Origin of the sequence: Streptomyces sp. NPDC014995 (assembly GCF_043080745.1) — a bacterium.
In the GTDB taxonomy this organism is placed as follows: Bacteria; Actinomycetota; Actinomycetes; order Streptomycetales; family Streptomycetaceae; genus Streptomyces.
The window spans coordinates 289,293-316,048 of sequence record NZ_JBIBVX010000010.1 but is presented as its reverse complement, the minus strand read 5'-3'; the positions used below and the strand labels follow the sequence as shown (position 1 = coordinate 316,048).

Below are 26,756 nucleotides of genomic sequence, written 5' to 3'. Positions count from 1 at the left end.
GCACCTTGCGAAGGCACGCACCGGCGGGCTACCTCCCGGCCAGGCCGGCCAAGGGGACGCGGTCGGTGGTTCCGTCCGGGAAGACGATCTCGACGTGCCCGTCGGCGGTCACCGTGGCCCGGGTGCCCGTGAGGAGGGCCTGCCGGTCGCGGTGGACGGACGGGTCGGCCGTGAGGACCGTCAGGGTCGCCAGCAGCAGGGTGCCGCCGGGATGGCGCGCGGTCAGCACGGGGGTGGCCGAGTGGTCGCCGTAGGCGTTGTGCTCGCGGGCGTGTTCCACCCCACCGCGGCGGGGCACGCCCGGATCCCGCCGGCCGAGCAGGTCGACGAGCGCGCTGGTCAGGCCGTCCGCCCGGCGGGCCAGGGCCCAGCCGGGGCCGTGCTCCCCGGCCGGCGGCGCGGTGTCGCAGGCGACCGCCCACCCGCCTTCCCGCACGATCGTGCCCGCCGCCGCCTCGACCCGGTGCACCCGTACTTCCCAGGGGCCGTGCACGACGCTCGCCGTGGCGATGCGCGGGGGCACGTCCCCGTCCGGGCCGAGCGGAACGTGCCAGGAGGCCGCGCGGCGGCCGTCGGCGTACAGCGGATGGATGCGGCCGCGACGGGACGGCCCCGACGGTGTGAGCAGCGCGATCTGGTTGTCGGGGCCCGGCGCGCCATCCGGCGGGGTGTCGGGCGCGGTCGCGCTGGAGTACGCGAGCCGGGTGTAGTGCGGGCTGTCGGTGGCGGCGGGCGGCGGCGGGAGCCGGTCGGTGCCGTGGTTGACCAGCCGTGCGATGCCGTCGGCGGCCGTGGTGTGCAGGAGCCAGCCGGGCGCGGGCAGGGCGAGCGTGGCGTCGGCCGTCTCCACCGGGCCGGGTTCTTCCGGCTCGGTCCACACCGGGTGGTCCGCGGGCAGGAGCAGACCGAGGAAGGCCTTGCTCGCCCAGTACGGGGAGGCGGGGCCGGAGTAGGACTGGGTGACCGGGAGGAAGGGGCGGTACCAGCCCAGGCTCAGCAGGCCCCGGGCGTCGGGCACTCCCCGGTCGGCGAAGTGCTTCAGGGCGCCCGAGGCGAGGCGCCGGGTGCGACCGGGCGGCAGGGGAGTGGCGTCGGCGAGGGCACCGGCCCACAGGGGCGCGGCGGTGGCGTACCGGTAGGTGAGGGAACGGCCCTGGTGGACGGGGGCGCCGTCGGAGCCGAAGAAGTACTGGTGGACCTCCAGGAACTCGCGCAGCCGCGCGCGGTGGGTCTCCACCAGGGCCGGATCGGCCCGGGGGCCGGCGATGCGCGCCCACAGCACCGGGTACAGGTGCAGGGCCCAGGCGTTGTAGTAGTCGAACTTCCGGCCGTCGCCGTCCGTGTACCAGCCGCCGCCGCGGTACCAGTCGTCCAGGCGGGCCAGTCCGGCGTCGATCTCCGCGCGGCTGTGCGGGGCGTCGACCGAGGCGAGGAACTCCTCGGTGATGACCTGGAAGAGACGCCAGTTGGAGTCGTTGGCGGTGGCGCCCACGAACCCGCCCAGCCACTCGACGGTCCGCCGGCGCACGGTGTCGTCGAGGCGGTTCCAGAGCCAGGGGCGGGTCTCGTGCAGGGCGATCGCGAGGGAGGCGGCCTCCACCATGGGCTGGGCACGGTCGGTGATCGGCGGCCAGTGCTCGGGGTGGCGGGGGTCGGTTCCGTGGGCGAGGCCGGTGGCGTACCGCTCGACCAGGCCGGCACCGGCCCGCCCGTCGGATCCCGCGATGCGGAAGGCGGCGAGCAGGAAGGACCGGGCGAACCCCTCCACTCCGTCCGACCAGGCACCGGAGTGGCCCGTCCGACCGGGCAGCCGGTACTGGGCGAGCCCCGGTGTGGCGTACGGGCGCAGGGCGGTCAGCAGACGGTCGGCGGCTAACTCCCAGTGGGCGCGGGTGTACCCGGTCAGGGGCGAGCGGACCGGGTCGGCCGGCGGGAGGTGGCCGGCGTCGGAGGGCGGGAGGTGGCCGGCGTCGGCGGAAGGATGCGGCGCGGTCATACGGGGGTGGATCCTCCGTCGGTCAGTGGGCGCGCCCGGGCGGGGGCGCGACGCTGTCGCGTACGACGATGTGGGTGCCGAGGAGGTGGTGGGCGCCGGCGGCGTTCTCGGGGTCGCGCAGGACGATCCGGACGGCGGCGCGGCCGAGTTCCTCGGCGGGGGTGCGGACGGTGGTCAGCGGGGGGTTGAAGTCCTCGGCGAGCGGGATGTCGTTGAAGCCGACGACGGAGATGTCGCCGGGGACGCGCAGGCCGGCGTCCGAGATGGCGCGGATGGCGCCGGCGGCGACCATGTCGTCCCCGGCGAAGACGGCGCTGAACTCCCGCTCGCCCTTGAGCAGTTCGGTCATGGCGCGGTGTCCGTTGGCGCGGCCGAGGCCGCAGTCGACGACGTGCGCGGCCGCCGGGGGCAGGCCGTGTTCGGCGAGGGCCGCCCGGTAGCCGGCGACCCGTGCGTCGAGGGTGGTGTTCCCGGGCAGACCGCCGAGGAAGACGATCCGGCGGTGGCCGGCCGAGAGGAGGTGGCCGGTGACGGCGTGCGCCCCGCTCCGGTTGTCGAACTCGACGACGAGGGCGGGGATGTCGGGGTGCGGAGCGGGGCGCCCGCACAGCACGAGACGGGCGCCGGAGGCGTCCAGGGCCTGGGCGTACTGGGTGATGCGCTCCCGGTAGGCGTCGTCCTCGACGACCCCGCCCACCAGGATGACCAGCCGGGCGCCCTCCTCCCGCATGAGCTGCACGAAGTCCAGCTCGCGCGCCGGGTCGCCGCCGGTGGCGCCGACCACGCACAGCCAGCCGTGGGTGGCCGCCTCGGCCTCCACGCCCTCGGCCACCTGGGCGTAGAAGGGGCTGGTGACCTGGCGCAGGACGACGGCGACCATCTTGCGGCCGCCGGAGACCAGTGCGCGGGCGTGGGCGTTGGCGACGTAGTCGAGGGCGCGGGCGGCGCGCAGGACCCGGGTACGGGTGGCCGGCGGTACCGGGTAGTTGCCGCTGAGCACACGCGAGACCGTCGCCACGGACACGCCCGCGCGCTCCGCGACCTCGCGGATCGTCACACGTTCCCTCGCCGCCATGTGTCTTCCCATCCTGTGTCCCGTCGTGGGCCGGTCCGCCGGTGTCGCCTCACGCGTTGGCGGCGTACTCCTCGGCGTATTCTGCGGCCATTCTGTCGCCGCCCCGGGCCCGCCATTTCTTCACCGCGGCGTCGTACTCGGACATCGGGGAGCGTCCGGCGACGACGGCGGTGACCGTGTCGTCCATCAGGGCCCGGAGCGTGGTGCCCTGAGTGGTGTCCGTGCGGGACCGGAGCCCGTGGGAGGCGTTGCGGATCGCCACCGGGACCACCTTCCGCTGCCAGGCGTGGAGGGCGCGTACGGCTTCCGGCCGCCCCGGCACGAACAGCACCTGGGGTCCCTCGGCCAGGTAGCGGAAGGGCAGGTTGGTGATGTTCTCGACCTCGCCGAGCCTGGTCGCCCGCGGTGAGCCGTCCTTGCCGCGGGTGAAGTGGACGCCCTCCAGGCCGTAGTGGAGCAGCTCCCACTCCTCGGTGCCGAAGGGGGCGGCCAGGTGGTCGAGGATCCGCAGCAGCATCTCCACGCGTTCCTTCCCGGCCTTCTTCAGGATCGTGTAGCCGAAGGAGCGGCGCGCGGCCACGACGCCACCGGGGGTGCCGCCCACGCTGTAGGGCAGCGCGGGCGCCGGGGTCAGCAGTCCCTCGGAGTCGGTGTAGAGGGACTGGTAGGCGCCGAAGCCGTTCTGCAAGGAGCCCACGGTGCCGTTGAGGAACAGGGTGGTCAGGTCGGGTGAGGACAGCGACGTGGCGTCGGGGTGGTAGGAGCCGTTCCTGCGCAACTGGGCCTGGAAGGCGACGGCGGCCTTGTAGCGCTCGTCGGTGTAGTTGGCGTGGAAGACGCCGTCCTTGTCCACCGCCCACCCCTGCGGGGCGTTGAACGCCGCGGAGTGGACGCCGTTGCCGAACAGCGAACCGGCGGCCGCGCCGAGGGCGTACGTCCTGCCCCGGGTACCCTTCTTCGCGACGGCGGCGAAGTCCTCGGACGTCCAGCCCTCCTTCATGCCGGCGTCCGCGAACAGGTTCTGGTTCAGCCAGAGCGTGGAACCGGGCAGGGGGCGTTCGAGCGGGATGCCGTAGAGCTGCCCGCCGACGCGGCCCATGTCGCGCCAGGCGTGGGTGGGGATGTTCGCGAGGTTGGGGTAGTCCCTGATCGCGTCGCCGGACAGGTACGGCGTGAGGTCCTGGGCCCTGCGCTGGACGAACTGGGCCTCGCGGGGCAGGACGAACCCGGAGAAGACGTTGATGATGTCCGGGAGCGCGTCGGGGTCACCGGCCATCACGGTGGCCATCTTCTTCTGGTAGTCGGCCTGCGGTATCACGGTGAACTCGATGGTGACGCCGAGGGCCTTCTCGACGGCCCGCCAGTACTGGTTCTCCGCGGCTCCCTTGGGCGGAACGCCGAAGGTGACCGACATGACCTTCACCGTGGAACCGTCGCCCGGTGTGCGCTCGACCGAGGTGGTGAGGTCGGAGGGGTAGGAGGTGTAGCCGGCCTGGACGCCCGCGTCGGTCGGGGCGAGGTCCGGCTCGGCGCCCGGGGCGGCCACGTACGCGGGCCAGGGGGCGAGCTTCTTCCCCGCGTTGGAGATGTCCCCGCCGTCGGAGCCGGTGGAGCAGGCGGTCAGCAGACCGGGCACGGAGACCGCGGCGCTCCCGGCGGCCAGGGAACGCAGCAGCGTGCGTCGGGACAGTCTGGGCATGGACGAGTGACCTTTCTGGAGGGGTCCCGTGCGGGACGGTCAGCTCTTGACGGCGCCGGTGAGCACGCCCTTGGTGAAGTACTTCTGAAGGAAGGGGTAGACGAGCAGGATCGGCACGGTGGCGATCACGAGGACCGCCATCTGGATCGTCTGCGGCGCGTTGACGGTGGCCTCACCGGTGGTCGTGTCGGTGAGCCCGGTGCCTGTGATGACGTAGGTCCGCAGGACCTGCTGGAGCGGCCAGTGATCGCTCTCCAGGTAGAGGGAGGCGTAGAACCAGGAGTTCCAGTACGCCACGGCGTAGAAGAGCGCGACGACGGCGAGCGCGGCCTTGGACAGCGGCAGCACGATCGACCACAGCACGCGCCAGTCCCCGGCCCCGTCGAGCCGCGCGGCCTCGTACAGCTCCTCGGGGATGCCCTGGAAGAAGCCGCGCAGGACGACGAGGTTGAAGACGTTGACCAGCACCGGGAGGATCAGCGAGGCGTGACTGTCCAGCAGGTCCAGCTCCTTGACCAGCAGGAAGCCAGGGATCATGCCCGGCGGGAAGAGGAAGGTGAACAGGACCAGCAGCAGGACGGGCCTGCCGCCGAAGACGCCGGGGCGGGACAGGGCGTAGGCGAGGGTGACCGTGCAGGCGAGGCTGAGCAGCGTGCCGACGACCGTGACACCCGCGCTGACACCGAGCGCGTGCGTGACGATGCCGCCGTCGAGGATGTCCCGGTACGCCTGGAGGGTCGGGTCCTGCGGCCACAGCACCCAGCCGCCGTTCGCCACGACCTCGCGCTGGGAGGCGAGTGACGTGGAGAGGATGACGAGGAAGGGCACGCACACCAGCAGGACGACCACGACCAGCGCCAGCGCCTTGCCTGCCTGGGTGACGGGCTTCGGCTTCTCCATCCAGCCGGGGCGTGCGGACGCGCTCACCTGTAGACCCCCTGTTCGCCGAGGCGGTGGGCGACCTTGTTGGCCGCGTAGACGAGCAGGGCGCCGACCACGCCCTTGAACAGGCCCGCGGCGGCGGCGAATCCGTAGTCCCCGCCGACGATGCCCCGGTAGTAGACGAAGGTGTCGATGATCTCGGCGGCCTCCGGGCCGACCGCCTCGCGCTGGAGCAGCATCTGCTCGAAGCCGACGGAGAGGATGTCGCCGAGCCGCATGATGAGCAGCAGGACGATGACCGGCCGGATGGCGGGCAGGGTGACGTGCCAGAAACGCCGCCAGGGGCCCGCTCCGTCGATGGCGGCGGCCTCGTACTGCTGCTCGTCCACCTGGGAGAGCGCGGCGAGGAAGATGATCGTGCCCCAGCCGGCGTCCTTCCAGATCACCTGGGCCACGACGAGCGGCTTGAAGGCGTCGGGGTTGCCGACGACGTCGACGGTGTGCAGGCCCGCGTCGCCGAGGTAGCCGTTCACCAGACCGGTGTCGCCCAGGACCTGCTGGAACAGGGCGACGACGATCACCCACGAGATGAAGTGCGGCAGATAGGCGACCGACTGCACGAAGCGGCGCACCGTCGACCAGGTCAGGCTGTGCAGGAGCAGGGCCAGCGCGAGCGGCACCGGGAAGTAGAAGACCAGTTGGAGGACCGCGATCCAGACGGTGTTGAGGACCGCGTCCCAGAACTCGCCGTCCTCGAACATCCGCCGGAAGTTCCCGGCGCCCACCCAGGGGCTGCCCCAGAGTCCGTCGAACGGCACGTACTCCTTGAAGGCGATGACGTTCCCGACCAGCGCCCCGTAGTGGAAGACCAGGAAGTAGACGAGGCCCGGAACCATCAACAGGAACAGGGTCCGGCTTCGACGTGTGTGGAAACCTTTTCGCTTGGCTGAAGCGCCTGACGGGTGACGGGATGGACGGTTCTCCGTCGTTTTCCCAGGGCGCTCGCGTAGCAGCGCTGCCACGGAGCCTCCTCGGCTCGGTAGGGAGTGAAGCGAAGTTAAAACGTTTTCAGAGGCGGGTCAACACCCCTCACAGCTCTTTCGGACGCTCTTCGGACGAGGTGGTTCCGGTGTGACGGCCGGTCAGTCACGTCATCCGGAACGGCACTTGGCGTACCTCACCAGGGAGGACGCCACTGCGCCGTCGAGGGCGGCCCGCACCACCGCTGCCGGAGCCCGTGAGAGCGGTGCGCGCAACGCTCGCGCAGTGAGCCGACCGGTCGTCACGCCCCGCGCTAGAGGCCGGGCGCGTCCAGTCCGCCCCCTCCCGGCGCGGGCTCGGGACGGAACACCGGGTGGTAGCTCTCCGGCGGCGCCAGATACGCCGCCGGCAGGCCACCGGTGTCGATGACGATCTGGTCGACGACGATCGCGGGGTCGACCATGAAGAGCCGCAGGACGTGTTCACCGGGCTCGGTGACGGTCACCGGGGCGGTCAGTCTCTCGACGCCCTCCTCGACGTTGCGGGCCCAGGCGTCACCGCGGTTGCCGGTGGCGACGGCCTGCCCGGACAGCACGGTCACGGGCTGGTCGTCGAGGGCGAGCGCCAGGCGGCGGTGGCCGCGCTCGTCGAGGGAGGGCAGCCGGAACACGGTCACGGGGAAGGTCCCGGTGCCGTCGAACCACACCCGGTACCGCAACTCGGGCGCCCGCGCGGCGATGTCACCGGTGACCGCGGCAGCCGTCGACGGCACCGCCTCCACGGCGGCCGTACGGCGGCCCAGTCCGCGCACGGTCCGCCAGCGGGCCCCGCCGCGCGCCACCCGGCGGTCGGCGTGCACGGCGTCGATCGAGACGTACCCGTGGGCCTCGGCGAACCCCCGGACCCGCCGACGTGCGCGCTCCCCGTCGTGCCGGACCCGCAGCGGCACCTCGACGCGCTGCCCGGCGCCGCTGACGGTGACCGTCGCCTCTCCCACCCCCTCGGGCACCCGCGCCCAGTCGATCTCCACCCACAGCCGGAGCTGCTCGGTCAGTGAGCCGCTCGCCGCGCTCAGCACCACCCAGGGGCGGTCGGCCTCCGCCGCCCAGTCCACCGGCAGGAAGCCCGTGTTGAAGACGTCCACGAACCGGCGGTCGCGGGTGAGGGAGGAGAAGGACAGGGGGCGTGCGCTACCGGTTTCGTTGCCCTCGGCCGCCACGCCCAGCCCCGACGTCTCCTGCCGGGCGAGCCGGGTGACCGTCGGGCGGCCCGGCGCCTTCGGGATCTGGGAAGGGTACGGATTGACGATCCCGTCCCACTTCCCTCCCGCCACCTGGGTGTTGTACCGCTGGGTGAGCGCCACCTCCTCGGCGTGCGCGGCGTGCGCCAGGTCCGCGAAACGGTTCGTGCCCGCCCCTCGGCCCTGTCGCACGGCGAGCGCGTTGCGGTCCGCCCAGTAGTACTTCAGGTTCATCAGGTACGCGCCGTGCACCGGGTATTCGACCAGCTCGAAGAAGGCGTCCCGGTACGCCTCCGGCAGCTTGGCCCCCACGGCCCGCACCCGCTCCAGCAGCCGGTCGTACGCGGCCAGCCGGCGTCCCGCCTCGTCGCCGTGGTGGACGACGGAGAAGATCCCGCGGTCGATGAACTCCGGGCGTCTCTCCGCCGCCAGCCGGTAGTACTCGGTGCGGATCGCGGCGATCTCCCCGGCGTGGCGGCGCCCGAACTGCCGTCCGGCCCACTCGGCGAGGAAGCCCTCGACGGCGTCGGCGTGCCACCGGTCCACGTCCCAGGCCATGTCCATGCAGAAGGACAGACCGGTCTCGATCGACTTGACGTCACCCACGTTGAAGATCCACATGCGGTCGGCGCCGTGCTCGTACACCCGCCGCAACTCGTGCCACACCTTGGCCAGTTGGGTGGTGTCCAGCCACAGGTAGCTGCGCGGCCGGCCCCAGTAGGAGAGGTGGTAGTAGATGCCGTTGCCGCCCGCACGGGCGCGCTCCGCCGCGTCGGGCAGCTGGCGCATGTTGCCGTGGTTGTCGTCGGGCCAGATCAGCGTGACGTCCTCGGGGACCCGGACGCCCGCGTTGTACAGCTCCAGGACCTCCTTGTACGGGATGAAGATCTGCGGCTCGGCCGCGGCGCCGACCTCCTCGCCCAGGATCCGGCGCTGGTCGGCGATGATGTCGTTCATCACCGCGACCTTCTCGGGGACGGTGGTGGCGTACTTCGTCTCCAGCGCGCTGTCGTGCAGCCCGCGCATGCCGAGCGTCCAGCTGCTCTCGTAGACCGCGTTCTCACGGGCCCGGGCTCTCCAGTAGTCGGAGATGACCGCGGGGTTCACCGTGTAGTCGTACACCGGCGCGCTCCCGTCCGTGCCGGGGTGCTCCCGTGCCCAGGGCTCCCACTCGTGGACGCCGTTGCGCAGCAGGGCCTCGGGGTGGCTGGAGCCGACGACGATGCCGTAGCGGTCGGCGAGTTCGGGATTCTCGCGGTGCTTGTTGAAGAAGTCGGAGTACGGGTGCATCGCGGGCCACAGGTAGTTGGCCTTCAGGCGGAGCAGCAGTTCGAAGATCCGCTCGTAGGTCCTGGGGCCGATGTTCTTGTCCGGCTCCTGGGTGCGGTGGGACCAGGTGGTCAGGTTCTGCTCGTCGTTGACGAAGACGCCCCGGTAGCGGACGGACGGCTCGTACCGCTTGAGGGGGCCGGCCGGCACGGTCACGGTGTCGCGGCGCACGACCGGGACGTCTGCCCACCAGTACCAGGGCGACACGCCGATGCGCTCCGAGGTGTCGTAGACGCCGTAGACGGTGCCCCGCCGGTCGCTGCCCGCGATCACCAGGGCGCGGTCCACGCCGGGCAGCGGGCGTTCCACCACCTGGGTCACGGACGCCTCCCAGCGGCCCCGCACCCGCGAGACGTCCAGGCGTCCCTGCGCGACGAGCCGGTCGACGACCGGGCTCGCGCCGAGGGTGCCGATCACGACCAGCGCCGCCGCCCGCTCCGGGACCGTGTGCCGCAGGGCCGGCCGCACGGCGGCGACCCGTTCGACGTCCGCCCGGAGGTCGCCGGCCGCGCGGATCACGGCGGCGTCGTCCGCCGCGTCCACGTACACGTCGACCGCGGCGCCGTCGCGCACCAGCGTGAAGTCCGGCCGGTCCGCCGCCGCGGCCGGGGCGGCGGCGGGACGGACGCCGGGGAGCAGCGGGGCCAGCCCGGCGGCCGTCATTCCCCTCAGGAACGACTTGCGGGTCCACCACTGCGACGGGTCCTGCGGTGCGATCGGGGGCACGGTCGCTTCCCTTCCTGGGGGACAGAGGGCACTGCCGCGGAGGGTGGAGCAGCGGCGCCCGTGGCATGAGCATGCTAGAAAGCGCTTTCCGTCGCACCTTAGGACGGCGGCGTCCGTGGCGTCCATAACCCTGCACTCAGTAGGCTCCGAGACATGCGCATCTCCGTCTCCTCCGACATGGACGAACCCGTGGCCCGCGCCCTCGTCGCGCAACTGCGGAGCCGAGGGCACGACGTCGTGACGCACGGTGCGCTGCGCCCCGGGGCCGACCCGCAGTGGGCGGTGTGCTCCGAGGCGGCAGCCCGGGACGTGGCCGCCGGGATCTCGGAGCAGGCGGTGGTGTGCTGCTGGACCGGCACGGGCGCGTCGATCGCCGCGAACAAGGTGCCCGGTGTCCGCGCGGCCCTGTGCACCGACGCCTACACCGCCGACGGCGCCCGCCGCTGGAACGACGCCAACGTCCTCGCGCTCGGCCTGCGCCTCACGTCCGAGCCGCTGCTCAAGGAGATCCTGGACGCCTGGTTCGCCGCCGAGGCCAGCGAGGACGCCGAGGACCGGGGGAACGTGACCCACATCGACCGGCTGGACCGGGGACGCGCCGGCTCCTGACGGGGCACCCGTCGGCGCGGTTCGTCCGGTTTGGCCCGGATGGGGCGACCGGCCCTGGCGGGTACCCGGCGGCCGGGAGAGGGTGGGGAGGTACGGACCGGCAAGCACCTCCCGCCGAACCCCGATCCGGAAGGGAGCCCGAGATGTCCGTCGACACCCGGCAGGTGTCCGTCCCGCTCACCGAGGACGAGCTGAGGACGCTGGACGCCCACTGGCGCGCCGCGAACTACCTGTCCGTCGGCCAGATCTACCTCATGGCCAACCCCCTGCTCACCGAGCCACTGCGACCGGAGCACGTCAAACCGCGGCTGCTCGGCCACTGGGGCACCTCGCCCGGGCTCAACCTCGTGTACACCCACCTCAACCGCGTCATCCGCACCCGTGACCTCGACGCCCTGTGCGTCTGGGGCCCCGGCCACGGCGGCCCCGCGGTGGTCGCCAACTCCTGGCTGGAGGGCTCGTACACCGAGATTTACCCCGACGTCACCCGGGACGCGGCCGGCATGGCCCGCCTGTTCAGGCAGTTCTCCTTCCCCGGCGGTGTCCCCAGCCACGTCGCCCCCGAGACGCCCGGCTCGATCCACGAGGGCGGCGAACTCGGCTACTCGCTCTCCCACGCCTACGGCGCCGCCTACGACAACCCCGACCTGCTCGTCGCCTGCGTGATCGGCGACGGCGAGGCCGAGACCGGGCCGCTGGCCGCGTCCTGGCACTCCAACAAGTTCCTCGATCCCGTCCACGACGGTGCCGTCCTGCCGATCCTCCACCTCAACGGCTACAAGATCGCCAACCCGGCGGTCCTCGCCCGCCTCCCCGAGCCCGAGCTCGACGAACTGCTGCGGGGCTACGGCCACGACCCGATCCACGTCACCGGCGACGACCCCACCGCCGTCCACCGCGCGATGGCCGAGGCCATGGACACCGCGCTCGACCGCATCGCCGCCCTCCAGCGCGCCGCCCGCGAGGACGGCACCGGCGAGCGCCCGCACTGGCCCGTGATCGTGCTGCGCACCCCGAAGGGCTGGACCGGCCCCGCCCAGGTCGACGGCCTGCCCGTGGAAGGCACCTGGCGCTCCCACCAGGTCCCGCTGGCCGCCGTCCGGGACAACCCCGAGCACCTGCGCCAACTGGAGGCGTGGCTGCGCTCCTACCGGCCCGAGGAGCTCTTCGACGAGAACGGCGGCCCACGGCTCGACGTCCTGGCCTGGATCCCCGACGGCAGCCGCCGCCTCGGCGCCACCCCGCACGCCAACGGCGGACTCCTGCTGCGCGAACTCCCGCTGCCCGACTTGGAGTCGTACGCCGTCCCCGTCGACAGGCCCGGCACGAGCCTGCACGAACCCACCGGTGTGCTGGGCGCGTTGCTGGAGGACGTGATGCGCGCCACCGCCGGGCGGCGCGACTTCCGGCTCGTCGGCCCCGACGAGACCGCCTCCAACCGCCTCCAGGCCGTCTACGGCGCCAGCGGCAAGGCCTGGCAGGCGCAGACCCTCCAGGTCGACGAGCATCTCGACCGGCACGGCCGGGTGATGGAGATCCTCTCCGAACACACCTGCCAGGGCTGGCTGGAGGGCTACCTGCTGACCGGCCGGCACGGGCTGTTCTCCTGCTACGAGGCGTTCGCGCACATCGTCGACTCGATGGTCAACCAGCACATCAAGTGGCTGCGCGTGACGCGACGGCTGCCCTGGCGGGCCCCCGTCGCCTCCCTCAACTACCTGCTCACGTCCCACGTCTGGCGCCAGGACCACAACGGCTTCTCCCACCAGGACCCCGGTTTCGTCGACCACATCCTCAACAAGAGCCCCGAGGTCGTGCGCGTCTACCTGCCGCCGGACGCCAACACCCTCCTGGCGGTGGCCGACCACGTGCTGCGCAGCCGCGACTACGTCAACGTCGTGGTCGCCGGCAAGCAGCCCTGCTTCGACTGGCTGACCCTGGACCAGGCTCGCGTCCACTGCGCGCGCGGCGCCGGTGTGTGGGAGTGGGCCGGCACCGAGGACGGCAGCCGCGAACCGGACGTGGTCCTCGCCTGCGCGGGCGACGTGCCCACCCAGGAGGTGCTGGCCGCGGCCCAGTTGCTCCGCCGCCACCTGCCGGAGCTGTGCGTACGCGTGGTGAACGTCGTCGACATCGCCCGGCTGATGCCGAGCGAGGAACACCCGCACGGGATGGGTGACTTCGAGTACGACGGCCTGTTCACCGCCGACAAGCCGGTCGTCTTCGCCTACCACGGCTATCCCTGGCTGATCCACCGCCTCGCCTACCGCCGCTCCGGCCACGCCCACCTGCACGTGCGCGGCTACAAGGAGATCGGCACCACGACCACGCCGTTCGACATGGTCGTCCGCAACGACCTCGACCGCTACCGCCTGGTCATGGACGTCATCGACCGCGTCCCCGGCCTCGCGGTGCGCGCCGCCGCCGTACGGCAGCGGATGGAGGACGCGCGGCTGCGCCACCACGACTGGATCCGCGTCCACGGCACCGACCTGCCGGAGGTCGCCGACTGGACCTGGGACGGCTGACCCGCCTCCCGGGCAGGGCGCGCGGGCGGGGCGCACGGGCGGGGCGGACGGCGCAGAGGAAGGGGCAGGAGGCAGGCGGCCGTGCGCCCTGTTCCGCGGTCCCGCCGCGTGCCTACAGTGGTCGGCCAGCCCTGCGACGCGGATCCGGCGGGGCGAGCCCCACCACCCCGTGGTCACCGGCCGTACCGGCCCGGCTCTCGTCCGGCGCCGGGACGGCCCGCACACCGGCGCGGCTTCCAGGGCGACGGGTGCGAGGACCACCCGCGCGACAGGCACCATCCCGTGACGCCGTTCGGGCCGCGCAGCCGGGTGCCCGGTCCGGGCGCGCGTCGAGAGCCACTGGAGGCCGCTGTGTCCCGACCGTGCATCGCCCTGATCGCCGACCCGACGTCGCCCGAAGGCTGCCGCGAGTACCTCGCCCAGGCGGTGGAACTGCTCACCGGCACCGCGCCGGTCCGGATCGACTCCCGGCACTTCGCGACCGGCGGAACCGGCCGAGGCGTCCCCGACGGAGACCGGTTACGGCTTCACGTCCCGGAGGCCGGGGTGGACTTCGTCCCCGACATCGTCGTGCTCTACGAGATCCCGCCGCACCGGCGCCGGGCCCTCGCCGCCTTCCAGGAACTCCTGGAGCGGCACGACGTGGTGACCCTCGGCACCGGGCCGGAGGCCTGGCGGACCGCCACGGAGAAGAACCTGACCGTCGAGCGCTTCCGCCGGGACGGCATCGCCCAGATGGAGACCGTCGTGCTGTCCCGGCCCTCCGCGCGGGAGGCGGCGGACGCCTTCGAGCGGCTCGGCCGCGACACCTGGGCCCGCCCCGTCGTCGGCACCGGCGGCAACGACACCTTCCACGTCACCACCCCTGCCGAACTGGAGGACGCCACCGCCTACTACACCAAGCACGGCACCGACTGGATGCTCTCCCGCGACGCGGGCAACATCACCGCCGACGGCCTGCGCCACCAGTTCCGCGTCTTCGTCCTCGGCGGACGTGTCGTCCACGCCCGCGAGCACCTCCAGCCCGCACCCGACACCCCCTGCAACACGTGCCGGGGCGCCACCCCCGTCCCCATCGCCCCACCGGACCTGCCGCCCCGTCTCGCCGAACTCGCCGTCGCCGCCACCGCCTCGGTCGGGCTCCCCTTCGCCGGCGTCGACCTCGCCATCGAGAACGGCGGGGTCGTCTTCGAGGTCAACGTCCAGCCGGCCTTCGTCGACGGGGAACTCGAGCGGGTGGCCGTGCCGTACGTCCAGGCACACCTGGACGCCCACGCCCTGGCCGCCGGGCGCCGTCACCTCGGACCCGTACCAGCGGCGTCCGCCGCCCTCGGCCCCGAGGACCGGCTCACCGCCCGGTGACACCGCTGGGGCGGACCACCCACGGGGTGGGCTCCGCCCCGCGCGCCGACGCTCACAGCGCCAGCGACGCTCACAGCGTCAGCGTGAACCACGTCGTCCTGCCCTCGTCGGTCGGCCGTACACCCCGGCTGTCGGCGAGGGCACGGACCAGGACCGGGCCGCGCCCGGACTCCTCGTCCTCGGCCGTCGGGCGCGGCGGGGGGAGGTGCGGGCTGCGGTCGCCGACCTCGACCGTGAGGGCCGTGGCCGTGGCCGTGCGGTGCAGGTGCAGGGTGATGGGGTCGTCGGCGTGCTGGACGGCGTTGGTCAGTGTCTCCGACAGCAGCAGGAGGGCGTCGTCGGCGCGGTCCCCGCAGTGCCAGGAGGTCAGCGCCTTGTGCAGGAAGGCGCGGCCCTCCGGCACGGAGGCGGGGAGGCCGGGAGGTCGGTGCCGACGGCCGCGAGGGGCGCGGCCGGGAGCTGCGCGAGCAGCAGGGTGACGTCGTCGTTGTGGCTTTCCGGGTTGGGGAGCAGCCCCGTCAGCACCTGGTCGGCCGCGGTCTCCAGGCACGGTGTGCCGGTGAACAGCTCGTCCAGGAGGACGGTGAGTTCGCCGATCCGCGCCTCGATGTCGCTGCCCGGGGTCTCGATCAGGCCGTCCGTGTAGAGCACCAGGGTGGCGCCCGGCGGTATCTCCGAACTGGACTGCTCGTACAGCACGTCGCCCACGCCGAGGGGCGTGTTGACCGGGCCGGCGAGGGAGCGGACACCGTCGCCCGCGCCGGCGACCAGCACCGGCAGATGGCCCGCCGAGCAGACGGTCACCGTGCCCGCGTCGGGGGCGATCACCAGGTAGCAGCAGGTGACGAGCTGGTCGGGCACGTCCAGGTCGGCGACGCAGGTGTCGAGCGCCCGCATCAGCTGCCGCGGCTGCATCCCCGTCTTCGCCAGGGCGTGCGCGGCCGAGCGCAGCTGGCCCATCACCGCCGCGGCCTCGAGTCCGCGGCCCATCACGTCGCCGATGAGCACCCCCACCCGGTCGGCGCCCAGCGGAATCAGGTCGAACCAGTCACCGCCCACACCGGCGCCCTGCGTGGCGGGCCGGTAGCGGCTCGCGGTGGCGAGGCCGGGCAGGGCGGGCGGGGTGCCCATCAGGCTGCGCTGGAGGGTGAGCGCGATGTGCCGCTGCTGCTCGTACAGGGCGGTGAGTTCGGCCTCCGCGCGCTTGCGGTCGCTGATGTCCCGCACGATCGCGCACGCCCCGACGACCGTGCCACGGGTGTCCCGCGTCGGCCACAGCGTGACGTCCACGTCCAGCAGCGCCCCGGCGCGGGGGACCCGCAGCGTCTCGAAGTGCTCGACCTTCCGGCCCCGCCGCAGTCGCTTGAGCAGCGCCTTGACCTCGCCGCGCAGCTCCGGCGGCGACAGCAGGGAGACGTGCCGGCCGATGGCCTCCTCGGCGGTGTAGCCGTACAGGCGCTGCGCGGCGGCGTTCCAGTAGGTGATGTACCCGTCGAGGGTGTGGGCGAGGATCGCGTCCTGCGAGGACTCCACGAGCGCGGCCAGCTCGTTGATGCGGGCCTCGGCCGCCTTGCGGTCGCTGACGTCGCGCACGGCCGCCGACACCAGCAGGCCGTCCGTGGTCTCCAGGGGGCTCAGGCTGATCTCGACGGGGAACTCCGTGCCGTCCTTGCGCAGCCCGTGCAGTTCCAGCCCGGCGCCCATGGGACGGACCTGCCGGTTGGCCGCGTATCCGCCGCGGTGCACGGTGTGCTGGCCGCGGAAGCGGTACGGCATGAGCAACTCCACCGGGTGGCCGAGCAGTTCCTCGCGGCCGTAGCCGAACAGCGCCTCCGTCTGCGCGTTGACGAGCCGGATGGTGCCCGTGTCGTCGACGATCACCATCGCGTCCGGCGCCGCCTCCAGAAGCCCCCGGAACCGCTCCTCGGCCCCGCCCTCGCGCACAGGGGTGCGGCAGCCGCACCGCTGTCGTCCGGCCGGCTCCGCCCGCATCACGTCGGCCATGATCCACCTCACCTTGCGCGACGATTCAGGTCATCACACCGCCTTCACTCCGCCCCCGCTCCGCGATGTCGTTTACTGACCGTTCACGCCCGAACCTGGCCGTAGGGCGCCTGGTCGTCGACCGCGAGGGCGGTGTCCGAGGAGAACCGGGCCCAGGGTCGGGACACCGATGACCGCCCTCCCGGCGGACGACGGAACTCCGGCCGGCCCAACCCCTGCCGCGCACGCCGCCGGCACCTGCTCCGCGTCTCGTCGGGCCCACCCGCGTCGCCTTACCCTGGCGTCGTGTACATGTCTGACGCCCCCGGCGCCGTCGCCACCCGCCTCACCGGAGCTGCCGCGCTCGAGGAACGCCCGCTGTCCGCGATCGTCGCCGAGGTCGACCTCGACGACGGCCGCACGGTGGTGGTCAAGCGCGGCGACGGGCCGGGCGCGGTGCGCGCGGAGGCCGCCGGCCTGCGCTGGCTGGCCGACGCCGGCCCGGTCCGCGTCCCCGCCGTGCACGGGCACGACGAACGGTGGCTGGTGTCCGACCGGGTGCCGGCCGGCCGGCCGAGCCCCGAGGCCGCCCGCCGGTTCGGCCGTGACCTCGCCGCCCTGCACGCCACCGGCGCCCCCGCCTTCGGCGCGCCACCTCCGGGCGGCCCCCGGGACGCCTACATCGGGCTGGCCCCCATGCGCAACGCCGACGGCGACGACTGGCCCGGCTGGTACGCCGAACACCGGGTGCTGCCGTATCTGCGCACGGCGGTCGACGACGGCACCGTGCGCCCCGCCGAGGCGGCCGTCGTCGAGCAGCTCTGCGCACGGCTGCCCGAGCTGGCCGGTCCCGCCGAGCCACCCGCGCGGCTCCACGGCGATCTGTGGAACGGCAACGTGCTGTGGGGCGAGGACGGACACGCGTGGCTCATCGACCCGGCCGCGCACGGCGGACACCGCGAGACCGATCTCGCGATGCTCCAGCTGTTCGGCTGCCCGCACCTGGAGCAGGTGCTGGACGGCTACCAGGAGGCGGCACCGCTCGCCGAGGGCTGGCCCGACCGCGTCGGTCTCCACCAGCTCTTCCCGCTGCTCGTCCACGCGGTCCTGTTCGGCCGGACCTACGCCGAGCAGACGCTGTCGGTGGCCACGCGCGCCCTGCGGGACCAGTGACCGGGTGGGCCTTGCATGACCAGTGACCAGTGACCGGGTGGGCCCTGGTGACCGTTGGCCAGGTGGACCCTGCGCGGGCATCGATCACGTGAGGTCTGCACGACGGAGGTGGCCTGCGGAGGTGGCCTGGTCAGCCCTGCGCGGGCACCGGCCGCGTTGCGTGAGCCCTGCGTGGTCACTGGCCTGGTGAGCCCTGCCCCGGACCAGTGGCCCCGTGTGCCCTGCGCGAGCACGGAAAAGGGCCCGGGCGGTGGCCCGGGCCCTTTCTCTCCGGCGGCAACGGCGCACGGACGACCGCGCGCCCGGCCGGGGGAACCGCTACGTCCGCGGCGGGGGAACTGCTACGTCCGCGGCCGGGGAACCGCTACGTCCGGTCACCCTTCGGCTTGCCCCGCTGGTCCGGGGTGCCGTGCGGCGGCGGGCTGGAGGGCTGCGGTGAGGTCGCCGGCGACACCGGCGAGCCCGTGTGCCCCTGGGACTGCTCCGGACGCAGGGCCCTCGGATCGCCCGAGGTCGGCTCGGCGCCCGCCTCCAACTGCTCCAGACGGGACGTCAGCAGCTCGGTGACCGGAAGCCGGTCGGCGTGCGTCCGTTCGTAGGCGAGCAGCTCCTCCACCTCCCCGGCCGTGAGCGACCGGACGCGGCTCTCCAGGCCGCCGAGGGGCAGGTGGTCGTAGTCGGGCAGGGGCAGAGTGCTGCGGCCGTGCTCGGCCATGGATCTCACTTCCGTTCGCAAGGTCGCTTCGAGCGGCATCCGTGCACGGGACGGGAGGGCCCACTCAGTGGGCGCCCAGACCGCCCCCGCCGAACGAGCCGCTGCTGCCCCGGCCCCAGCGCGGCCGCGTCTTGGAGGTGCTCGACCGCGTCTGCATGTTGGTCAGTTCGTACGGGGTCAGCGGGCGACCGCCTTTGGGGATGTGGGGTACCTCGTCGGGCTCCCGGTTCTCCCGGACCTCGTGGACCGGGCCGTCCGGCGGCAGGTGCGGCTGCTCCTCGGGGCGCGGCCGGGGCGGCTCGCGCAGTTTGATACGCGCGCCCAGCCAGAAGCTGCCGGCCAGCAGGGCCACCAGGACGATGCCGACCATGAACATGCCCAGGCTGAGCAGGCCGCTCGATGCGGCCAGCTGCATGCTTGCGCTACTCATATCAGGCGAATACCCCTGCAACAGGTCATGAACCGCCCCGCTGCACCCCTTGCTCTGTGTGCGTGTCCCGTCGCGTGCGGCACCCGAAGGGGCCGCGGGCGGCGAGCCCGGTCGGCGCCCGGCCGGGTGGTCCTCCTCCAGGGTCCGAACGGGCCGAAGGCGGAGCGTCGGCTGGTTTGGCGCCGCCCGGCCCGGCTACCCGCCGTGTGTGACTTCGACGACATCCCAACAGGAGCTGTTCCGGTTCCTGGAGGATCGCTTCGCCTGCGCCCAGGCGTGCACCGAGTGTGCCCGCGCCTGTGCGGTGCGCGCGAGCCTCGTGGATCCGGACGGAACGGAACTGCAGGAACTCGTACGACGCAAGGGCATCATGTGCGCGGAGGTGTGCGACGCGACCTGCCGTGTGCTGTCCGAGGACAACCGGATGGACGAGACCGGCATCCGCGTCCAGCTGGAGTGGTGCCGGACCGTGTGCCTGGAGTGCGCGCACGTCTTCGACAAGCAGCCGGGCGCGGAGGAGAGCGCGGCGGCGTGCCGCGCGTGCGCCCAGGCCTGCACCGACTTCATGGCCACGCTCGTCTGAGGCGCCTCGACCGGCACCCGTGTTGCCTGGGTGCCCGCCTCGCGCGGCATCGGACGCATGCCCGTGACGCGCGGCGCGGGACAGCCGGTCCGCGTGCCCGGCGGCCTCGGGATCCCGGCGGCCTCGGAATCCCGGGGTCAGCCGCGTCGGCAGCCGTTCCAGGGTGCGGGGACCGGCCCGAGCTGGTCGACCGTCGGCATGGCGGGCGAGCCTGGCGTGGGCGCGGGCGGTCGTGGGGTGTCGTCCCCGCACGGGCAGGCGCGGGGCGTCGACCCCCCGCGCGGGTGGTCGTGAGCGTCGGGCGGGCGAGCCGAGGGCGTTCCCGCCAGACAGGCGCGGCGTCATCCGCCCCGCACTCGCCATTCCCAATTACTGAAACACGTTCTACCGTGTGCGCCGTCAGGACCCCGGCCTTGGGAAGCCAGGAGGCGCCGTGCACCTCGACCACACACCCGAGCAGCTGCGGCTGCGCACCGAACTGCGCGCCTACTTCGCCGAGTTGGTACCGGACAACGCCTACGCCCGGCACGCCGACCCCGTCGCCGCGAAGCGCTTCTACCGCGCGACCATCCGGCGGCTCGGCGCGGACGGCTGGCTCGGCGTCGGCTGGCCGAAGGAGTACGGCGGCCGCGGCCTGACCCCGACCGAGCAGTTCGTCTTCTTCGACGAGGCCGCCCAGGCCGGCGTACCCCTGCCGCTGATGGCGCTCAACACGGTCGGCCCGACGATCATGCGCTACGGCACCGACGAGCAGAAGGCGTACTTCCTGCCCAGGATCCTCTCCGGCGAGATCGACTTCGCCATCGGCTACAGCGAACCCGACGCGGGCACCGACCTCGCCGCGCTGAAGACGCGTGCGGTGCGTGACGGCGACGAGTACGTCGTCAACGGTCAGAAGATCTGGACGACCAACGGCGACACCGCCGACTGGGTCTGGCTCGCGGTGCGCACCGACCCCGGCGCCCCGCCGCACAAGGGCATCACCATGCTGCTGGTGCCGACCACCGACCCCGGCTACTCCTGCACCATGATCCGCACCCTCGCCTCGCACGACACCACCGCCAGCTACTACGAGAACGTCCGCGTCCCCGTCTCCCACCGCGTCGGCGCCGAGAACGACGGCTGGCGGCTGATCACCAACCAGCTCAACCACGAGCGCGTGACCCTCGCCGCCCACGGCACCATGGCCATCCGCGCCCTGCACGACGTGCAGCGCTGGGCGACCGAGACCAAGCTCGCCGACGGCCGCCGGGTGGTCGACCTGCCGTGGGTGCGCCGCCGGCTCGCGCAGACCCATGTGAAGCTCGACGCCCTCAAACTCCTCAACTGGCAGATGGTGGGCGCCCTCCAGAACGGCACCCTCACCCCGCAGGACGCCTCCGCCGTCAAGGTCTACGGCTCCGAGGCGCGCCGCGACGCCTACGCCTGGCTGATGGAGGTCGTCGCGGCCCCCGGCGCCCTCCAGGAGGGCTCGGCGGGCGCCGTCCTGCACGGCGAACTCGAACGCGGCTACCGCTCCGCCGTGATCTTCACCTTCGGCGGCGGCAACAACGAGATCCAGCGGGAGATCATCTCCTGGATCGGCCTGGGGATGCCCCGGGTCCGGCGCTGACCTGCTTGTGACCAGGATCGCTAGTTGGCACTGGACAACCTTCGTGACCTGCACTGATGCCAATTAGGTTCAGCACCTCCAGGTACGGAATCAGAGAGATAGTTGGCACTTTGGTACACCGCAGGTCACAGGGTTTCTCGCCGGGAGCGTGTGGGCATCTGCTCTCCGGGCAGAGAACAGGGCCCCGGGGAGAGTGGCCTTCGTCCGTTTTGATCATGGGATGCCATGGAGGGTGAGAGCTGTTCGGCGGCGGTGTGTGGGCGCGGCGTCCGCTGGCGATGTTGGCCCGTCCGGCGCGGTGGAGGGCAGCTCGGGCCAGATCGCGCAGGGTGGTCATGACAGCGGGGGTGCCGTGGCGGCGGACTTGGCTGGCATCCTCGGCGAAGGTGACGTCTTTGGTCCAGTGGACAGTGTTTTCGATGATCCAGTGTCCGCGGGCCCACGCTGAGATCTCGGCCGGATCGGCCTGGTGGGCGGCGAGATCGGTGACCACGTAGACGGTCTCGGACCATGATCACAAGGGGCCGTACTCGCCTTGCACCCAGGGCTGACACAGCGTCACACACTCAACCGGGCGAACGTGACTCTCCCCGGGGCCTGCAGTTGACCTGCAACGATCGAGGCTAGAAGGCGGCAGCGGCCACTGCCTCGGCTTCCGGCAGCAGGTCCTTGCTCTCCTGGATCACCCTCTCGTACGTGCGCTCGTGGTCCCCGCTTTCGAGAGCGAACCGCAGGAGCGAGCCGGACCAGTTGTCGAAGAGCGAGAACGTGCGGTCCACCACCCGCTTGGCTTCCTCGCGCTGTGCGTCGTCGAGGGACGGCAGGCTCTTCTCTTCCACCTCGGGCGCCTTTATGCTGTGCGACGCCTCCGCCATGTAGTGTTTGGTGCCGAAAAACTCACATTCGCGACCGTCCCGCAGGGCGATTCCCCGGCAGTGGGTGAAGATCGTGATGGAGACAGCCTCGATGGACTCGACCATCGCGAAAACGGCGTACGTGGGGGCGCCCGCGGCGAGCGCGGCCAGTTCCAGGCAGAGACGTCGAGAGTGGCTGAAGTCGGCGCTCCACAGGACCCGCGTGGCGTCCGACAGGGGCATGCTGCTGTCGGCCCCCAGCTTCTCCAGGTCGGTCAGCATCCACTGCCAGTGGAAGTCCTCTTCGTACGTGTGCGCGTTCAGAAGGGCCTGCAGCTGATCGGGCCGGGCGTTGCCTTCGTCTTTGCGGAAGACGTACTTGTTCAGGTCGGAGTAGCCCATGATGAAGGGAACCACGCTGGGCCCCCACGCCAGACGCCTTTCTCCGGGGAGCGACTCGTCGGTGAGCAGGCGAGTGAAGAATGCATGGTTCTCGTACGTTTTCCGATGTTCTTCGATGTAGTCGATGACCTTCTGCATGGAAAACTCCGTTCAAGACGTGTCGGCATCTCCGCAGCGACAGGCGGAGAAGACACCATCGCATATGTCTCCTCAACTCATCGTGTTTCAGGCAGCGTTGACATGGAGTCTGCTCTTCTTTCGCGTCGGGATTGCCCATCCTTCTGGAGCGCACAGCCGCACCGCGACCGGCCCGTGATCCCCGACAGGTGAGGACGCCAACCAGGTTCAGCACCACCGCACCCCCGCCGTCATGACCGCCCTGCGCGACCCGGCACACGCCACTTCTACCGCGTCGGCTGGGCCAACACCGTCAGCGCCCGACGCGCACACGGTCAACCCGAGGCCGTCCTGACCCTCGACGGCGTCCCGTCATCAAACGGGCGAACGTGACTCTCCCCGGGGCCCTGGGCAGAGGGCTCTTTTGTGTGTGGCTGACGGACTTCAGACCCCGATGCAGCTTCTCTGTTGATGGTCCGTACGGTGATGCATCCAGAGCACCACGTCGCACACCCGCAACGCACTGACGGTCGCGGGGAGGTCGGCGGACTGCCGTAGGGCCAACAGTTCGCGGTGCAGCGCGTGATTGTCGGCACTCAGCGCGCCATGCAGGTCGAGCCAGAACGACCTCGGCCGACCAAGAATGCAGCGAACGACCTGATCGTAGACGGGCAGCAGCCGCGGCCGCTTCCGGGCGAGGAGCTTGCCGGCCGTCACCCACCCGATTCCGGTCTGGTTGCAGAGGACGCGCCAGGCGGTGTGGGCCGGCGACCCTTCGGCCAGGTCGGCAGCCTCGGCTTCGGCCATGTCGATGTCGAAGGGAACGCTGCTCAGCAGCTTGGACAACCGAACACCGAGATCGCCTTCAAGGAGGTCGAGGGCGGCCTGTGCGGGAATCCTGACCGACAGGGTCTGCACAGCGATCAGATCATCGGCGGTCACGACGTTCGCGACCGCCTGACGGCCCCCTCCGCCGGCCAGTTGCTCGAAACGACTACCCGTGAACGGTGCTGCTTCAGGGAGCTGGCCGGTGCCGAAGTAGCGCCGGAGATTGGATACGGCCTGATCAGAGGTGATCAGGCTACTCAGTCGGTGAATAAGCGGCGATTGGCTCAATGCCGCAACCAGAGAGCAAAGGCATCGACGAGCCCTGCATAGAACCGCTCGTCGGGCACAGATCCCGGATTCTTGCTCGCGTCGTAGAAGGCGACGTTGGTGAAGGAAGCGGAGACGGATGCGTTGAGGTTCTTGTAGAAGGCGAGCTTGCCGCGCCCGAACCCGACGAACAGCCAGAAGACCCCGAGGGATGCGGTGTTCTGCAACAGGGAACGGACCTCGGCCTTGTCCCAGGGCTCATCACCGACCTGAGTCACGATGAAGGCGGGGTCAGCGGCCCCAGACTCCTGGTAGTGCCCTATTGCACGACGCATGGCGTCGGCGACATTGCCCCACCCCCAGTCGACCTGAGTGTGCAGCTGCCCGATGCGACCGCGGTAGTTGTCGAGGCGGATCTCCTCCAGGAATGGTTCCCGTCCGCTGGAGAAGACCACGGGCACAGTGCCGTCGTCATCGAGGTTGGCCGATAGCGCCAAGACGCGCTCGGCGAAAGCCTGCACTGCGAATGACTCGTACAGCTCTTCCATGTGCCAGTCGTGATCCAGGATCAGGTACACCGCAGCCCGCCGGTTCGTGATGTCCCGGTCCGCAAGGGCCTTGCCGGCCTGTCGTGCTGGAGAAAGCAGTCCGGGGGCCAGCCGTTCGACCTTGGACAGGTCCACCGCAGGCCACGCAGAACTGGAGTGCTGGCGTCCTTGGGCGGGAAGTGGCACAGGGGTTGCGGCTGGCTCGGATTCGACATCGACGCCGTAGTCGGTCGCGAGACCAGCCAGACCAGAGGCGTAGCCCTGTCCCACTGCGCGGATCTTCCATCCGCCATCTCGTCGGTAGAGCTCCGCCAGCACCGCGACCGTCTCCCCGGACGTGAAGTCCGGCGCTGTGAACGACCTGGTCGGCGAGCCTGTCTGGGAGATGGAAAGAATCGGTGCACGGGTGAAGACCGCGCCCGGCTGCAGCGGATCGGCCACGACGACAACCAGTCTGTCCACGTCAGTCGGCACGCGCACAAGATCGGCCGTAACCGCCGAGCCGGTGATTGATACGCCGTCCTGAGCCGGGTGGTTGTAGAAGACCAAGTCGTCGTCGGTCCGAACCCTGCCGTTCGCTCCGAGTAACAGTGCCGAGACATCCGCGGCCAACCCCTGAACCGACACCGTCAGTACCACCGGCGCCGTCAACAGCCCGGTGTTCTCCCCTTTACGCAACGACGTCGTCTGCATCCTCACCCCCTTGATCGCCGAGAGGGAAACGGTAGACCCCTGACGCCCGACCGTCCCGGCTTTGGACAGAATTCGCCCCTGACGAACTTCCCCAGGGGCGGATGAGCCTCGCTCGTACTCCAGAAGCATCTGCTAGTGCCACACTGTGCCCCCGGGAAAGGGGTGGACCATGGGATTCGGATTCCGTGTCGGTGTGCCTGGGATGAGTGTGCGTGTCTCAACACGCGGTGTGCGGACCTCTCTGGGGCCACGTGCGGCGAGGCTCAGTGTGGGCAGCGGCGGAGCGAGGGTGTCGACGGGCCTCGGCCCTTTCTACGCGTCCAGTTCCCTAAGCGGCGGTCGTCGACGTACCACCACACGGCGTACCACGCAGACCCGGTCGGTCACTCCTTCGGCCGCCCAATTGGAGCGAGCGCGCCGCCAGGCAGAAAGAGCACAACAGGAGGCGGAGCGCGACGCCGCCATCGCTCAACTGCAAAAGCTGAGACTGCAGATGACCAGCGTCCACCTGCAGTCCTTCGCCGCCGCGCAACCGCCCCTGATCCCAGCCGCTCCGCATCTCGGTCTGCCATGGGCACTCGCCGAGGCCCAAACCTTCCACCTGCAAGGAGTGGGCCGCCTGGCACGGGCCGAGCGCGCTGCCGCCAAACAGCGCGCCCAGCATGACGCTCCCGAATACCTGGCCACGGAGACGGAACGTCTGCACGTCGTCCGGGAACAGATGATCACGGAGGCCGGACAGTGGTGGCAGGCACTGCTCTCCAACGACGAGGCCACCGTCTGCGAGGCAGTGAACACCGCCTTCTCCGACAACCCTGCCGCCGGCTGCGCAGTCGGCGTGGACGGCTCCGTCCTGTCGGTCGTCATGCGACAGCAGGACCTCGACACGATGCCCACCCAAACCGCCGGCCTCACAACCAGCGGGCGCCCCACCCTGAAGAACCTCACCAAACGCGACCGGATCCTGTGGTGGCTGACGGCCATGGGCTCCAATATCGTCGCCACGCTCAAAGAGGGCTTCGCAACAGCGCCCGGCATCGAAGCCATCGACTTGGCCGTCCTCACTCGTCTGCCCGACACTCAGCGACTCGGCTTTGTCGCCTACGGCCGCTGGACACGGCACGCGATCGACTCGACGCCTTGGCGGGAGCCGGAGGACGCCCTGCGCTTCCTGGACATCGGTCAGGACCTGGCCTGCTCCGTCACCACCACCGCTTCCGGCAACTTCTCGAGCACCCTCAAGCCTCTGGACACCACCCGCGTACCTGGCCTCCAAGACCTGCTGGACGGCGCCCAGGACGCCTCCGACTCCGGCGAGTCCTCCCTCGCCGACCTGGACATCACCCTCGGCGCCAACGCACCCTCCGAGCCCCCGGCCAGGGCCGACGACCCGTACCGGATCAGGTCATTCGCCGAGTGGAAGCAGCAGACTCTCTCCCCGTCCCACCCCACGCCCCGTGTTCCCCCGACGGCGTCCACTGCGCTCATTCCGGGCCAGAACCTCGTCCTGCCCGAGGAAGCCTGGCAGGGACTTCGCGTCTCGTTCAACTTCGCCGGCGCCGACGCCGACCTCACCCTGTTCCTGGTCGGAAACGACGGCCGGGTCTCTGGTGACGAGGACTTCGTCTTCTACAACCAGCCGTCCGCTGCCGACGGTGGCGCACGCCTCCTCGGCAAACAGCAGGAGGGCCACCAGACAGTCGAACGCGCCATCGTCCATCTGTCCGCCCTGCCCGATGGGGTGCAGCGGGTCGCCATCGCCATCAACATGGACGTCGAAACCGGTCTGACCTGCGGATCCCTCACCCACGCAGCCCTGGATCTCGACTGCGCAGGCGGCGTCGGATGGACCTTCAAACCTCCCGCCGACCCTTCCATCCGAGCCATGGTCATCGCCGAGCTCTATCGGCATAGTGTCGACGGCCACCCGCTATGGAAGCTCCGGGCCCTCGGCCAGGGCTGGGCAGACGGGCTTGACGGCCTCGCCCGGGCCTATGGAGTCGACGTCGCTTGATCTTGCGACCGGCGGGCGGGCGGGGCAAGGGAGTCCAGTGCGCCGCCGGGGTGGGCCACCACGCAGAGCACCGTGCTGAGTGGAAGCGCCGACAGCCAGTCAGGACGCCG

General features: G+C 71.4%; 18 protein-coding genes and 2 pseudogenes. 7 read left to right on the top strand and 13 right to left on the bottom strand.

Annotated features, from left to right (window positions below; all coding sequences use genetic code 11):
• Nucleotides 1–28: 28 nt before the first annotated feature.
• The 6 genes from ACF1A1_RS21860 to ACF1A1_RS21835 all read right to left on the bottom strand — a co-directional run bounded on the left by ACF1A1_RS21860 (nt 29) and on the right by ACF1A1_RS21835 (nt 9,865).
• Nucleotides 29–1,996 (bottom strand): DUF2264 domain-containing protein, encoded by a 1,968-nt coding sequence (locus tag ACF1A1_RS21860; protein WP_392001962.1) that lies wholly within the window; start codon nt 1,994–1,996, stop codon nt 29–31.
• Nucleotides 1,997–2,018: 22 nt separating this feature from the next.
• Nucleotides 2,019–3,071, bottom strand: a complete 1,053-nt coding sequence (locus ACF1A1_RS21855) for a LacI family DNA-binding transcriptional regulator (protein WP_392001960.1) — start codon at nt 3,069–3,071, stop codon at nt 2,019–2,021.
• Nucleotides 3,072–3,120: 49 nt separating this feature from the next.
• Entirely contained in the window at nt 3,121–4,770 is a 1,650-nt protein-coding gene (locus tag ACF1A1_RS21850; RefSeq protein WP_392001958.1) for a sugar ABC transporter substrate-binding protein, read from the bottom strand.
• A gap of 39 nt (nt 4,771–4,809) precedes the next feature.
• The gene (locus tag ACF1A1_RS21845; RefSeq protein ID WP_392001957.1) at nt 4,810–5,697 is read right to left on the bottom strand and encodes a carbohydrate ABC transporter permease; all 888 of its coding nucleotides are present in this window, start codon (nt 5,695–5,697) and stop codon (nt 4,810–4,812) included.
• Nucleotides 5,694–6,548 (bottom strand): ABC transporter permease, encoded by an 855-nt coding sequence (locus tag ACF1A1_RS21840; RefSeq protein ID WP_392002022.1) that lies wholly within the window; start codon nt 6,546–6,548, stop codon nt 5,694–5,696. The genes ACF1A1_RS21845 and ACF1A1_RS21840 overlap by 4 nt, the downstream gene beginning before the upstream one ends.
• 398 nt (nt 6,549–6,946) lie before the next feature.
• Nucleotides 6,947–9,865, bottom strand: coding sequence for a glycosyl hydrolase 115 family protein (locus ACF1A1_RS21835; RefSeq protein WP_392002020.1), 2,919 nt, complete (start codon nt 9,863–9,865; stop codon nt 6,947–6,949).
• A 216-nt stretch (nt 9,866–10,081) separates the two neighbouring features.
• Between ACF1A1_RS21835 and ACF1A1_RS21830 the strand changes: the two genes are divergently transcribed.
• The 3 genes from ACF1A1_RS21830 to ACF1A1_RS21820 all read left to right on the top strand — a co-directional run bounded on the left by ACF1A1_RS21830 (nt 10,082) and on the right by ACF1A1_RS21820 (nt 14,427).
• The gene (locus tag ACF1A1_RS21830) at nt 10,082–10,537 is read left to right on the top strand and encodes an RpiB/LacA/LacB family sugar-phosphate isomerase (protein WP_392001955.1); all 456 of its coding nucleotides are present in this window, start codon (nt 10,082–10,084) and stop codon (nt 10,535–10,537) included.
• A gap of 143 nt (nt 10,538–10,680) precedes the next feature.
• Nucleotides 10,681–13,065, top strand: a complete 2,385-nt coding sequence (locus ACF1A1_RS21825) for a phosphoketolase (RefSeq protein WP_392001954.1) — start codon at nt 10,681–10,683, stop codon at nt 13,063–13,065.
• 351 nt (nt 13,066–13,416) lie between these two features.
• Nucleotides 13,417–14,427, top strand: coding sequence for a RimK family alpha-L-glutamate ligase (locus ACF1A1_RS21820; RefSeq protein ID WP_392001953.1), 1,011 nt, complete (start codon nt 13,417–13,419; stop codon nt 14,425–14,427).
• 70 nt (nt 14,428–14,497) lie between these two features.
• On the opposite strand, the pseudogene ACF1A1_RS21815 reads toward ACF1A1_RS21820, so the two are convergent.
• Nucleotides 14,498–16,431, bottom strand: a pseudogene (locus ACF1A1_RS21815) (PAS domain S-box protein).
• A gap of 291 nt (nt 16,432–16,722) precedes the next feature.
• Between ACF1A1_RS21815 and ACF1A1_RS21810 the strand changes: the two are divergent.
• Nucleotides 16,723–17,583: a fructosamine kinase family protein gene (locus tag ACF1A1_RS21810; protein WP_392002019.1), complete on the top strand. Its 861-nt coding sequence runs from the start codon at nt 16,723–16,725 to the stop codon at nt 17,581–17,583.
• 364 nt (nt 17,584–17,947) lie between these two features.
• On the opposite strand, the gene ACF1A1_RS21805 is transcribed toward ACF1A1_RS21810, so the two are convergent.
• Nucleotides 17,948–18,298 (bottom strand): hypothetical protein, encoded by a 351-nt coding sequence (locus tag ACF1A1_RS21805; RefSeq protein WP_392001951.1) that lies wholly within the window; start codon nt 18,296–18,298, stop codon nt 17,948–17,950.
• A 64-nt stretch (nt 18,299–18,362) separates the two neighbouring features.
• Nucleotides 18,363–18,728 (bottom strand): DUF6479 family protein, encoded by a 366-nt coding sequence (locus ACF1A1_RS21800; protein ID WP_392001949.1) that lies wholly within the window; start codon nt 18,726–18,728, stop codon nt 18,363–18,365.
• A gap of 208 nt (nt 18,729–18,936) precedes the next feature.
• Here ACF1A1_RS21800 and ACF1A1_RS21795 point away from each other — a divergent pair, with 208 nt between their 5' ends.
• Nucleotides 18,937–19,311 (top strand): ferredoxin, encoded by a 375-nt coding sequence (locus tag ACF1A1_RS21795; RefSeq protein ID WP_392001948.1) that lies wholly within the window; start codon nt 18,937–18,939, stop codon nt 19,309–19,311.
• A 433-nt stretch (nt 19,312–19,744) separates the two neighbouring features.
• Entirely contained in the window at nt 19,745–20,923 is a 1,179-nt protein-coding gene (locus ACF1A1_RS21790; protein WP_392001946.1) for an acyl-CoA dehydrogenase family protein, read from the top strand.
• A 213-nt stretch (nt 20,924–21,136) separates the two neighbouring features.
• Here ACF1A1_RS21790 and ACF1A1_RS21785 read toward each other — a convergent pair.
• The 4 genes and pseudogenes from ACF1A1_RS21785 to ACF1A1_RS21770 all read right to left on the bottom strand — a co-directional run.
• A pseudogene (locus ACF1A1_RS21785) lies at nt 21,137–21,431 on the bottom strand (ISAs1 family transposase); the annotation flags it as partial.
• Between the two features lie 115 nt (nt 21,432–21,546).
• Nucleotides 21,547–22,317, bottom strand: a complete 771-nt coding sequence (locus ACF1A1_RS21780) for a hypothetical protein (protein WP_392001945.1) — start codon at nt 22,315–22,317, stop codon at nt 21,547–21,549.
• A 423-nt stretch (nt 22,318–22,740) separates the two neighbouring features.
• Nucleotides 22,741–23,412 (bottom strand): DUF6308 family protein, encoded by a 672-nt coding sequence (locus ACF1A1_RS21775; RefSeq protein WP_392001944.1) that lies wholly within the window; start codon nt 23,410–23,412, stop codon nt 22,741–22,743.
• Nucleotides 23,409–24,632: a VWA domain-containing protein gene (locus ACF1A1_RS21770; RefSeq protein ID WP_392001943.1), complete on the bottom strand. Its 1,224-nt coding sequence runs from the start codon at nt 24,630–24,632 to the stop codon at nt 23,409–23,411. The genes ACF1A1_RS21775 and ACF1A1_RS21770 overlap by 4 nt, the downstream gene beginning before the upstream one ends.
• A gap of 289 nt (nt 24,633–24,921) precedes the next feature.
• Between ACF1A1_RS21770 and ACF1A1_RS21765 the strand changes: the two genes are divergently transcribed.
• The gene (locus ACF1A1_RS21765; RefSeq protein ID WP_392001942.1) at nt 24,922–26,646 is read left to right on the top strand and encodes a TerD family protein; all 1,725 of its coding nucleotides are present in this window, start codon (nt 24,922–24,924) and stop codon (nt 26,644–26,646) included.
• Nucleotides 26,647–26,756: the final 110 nt, after the last annotated feature.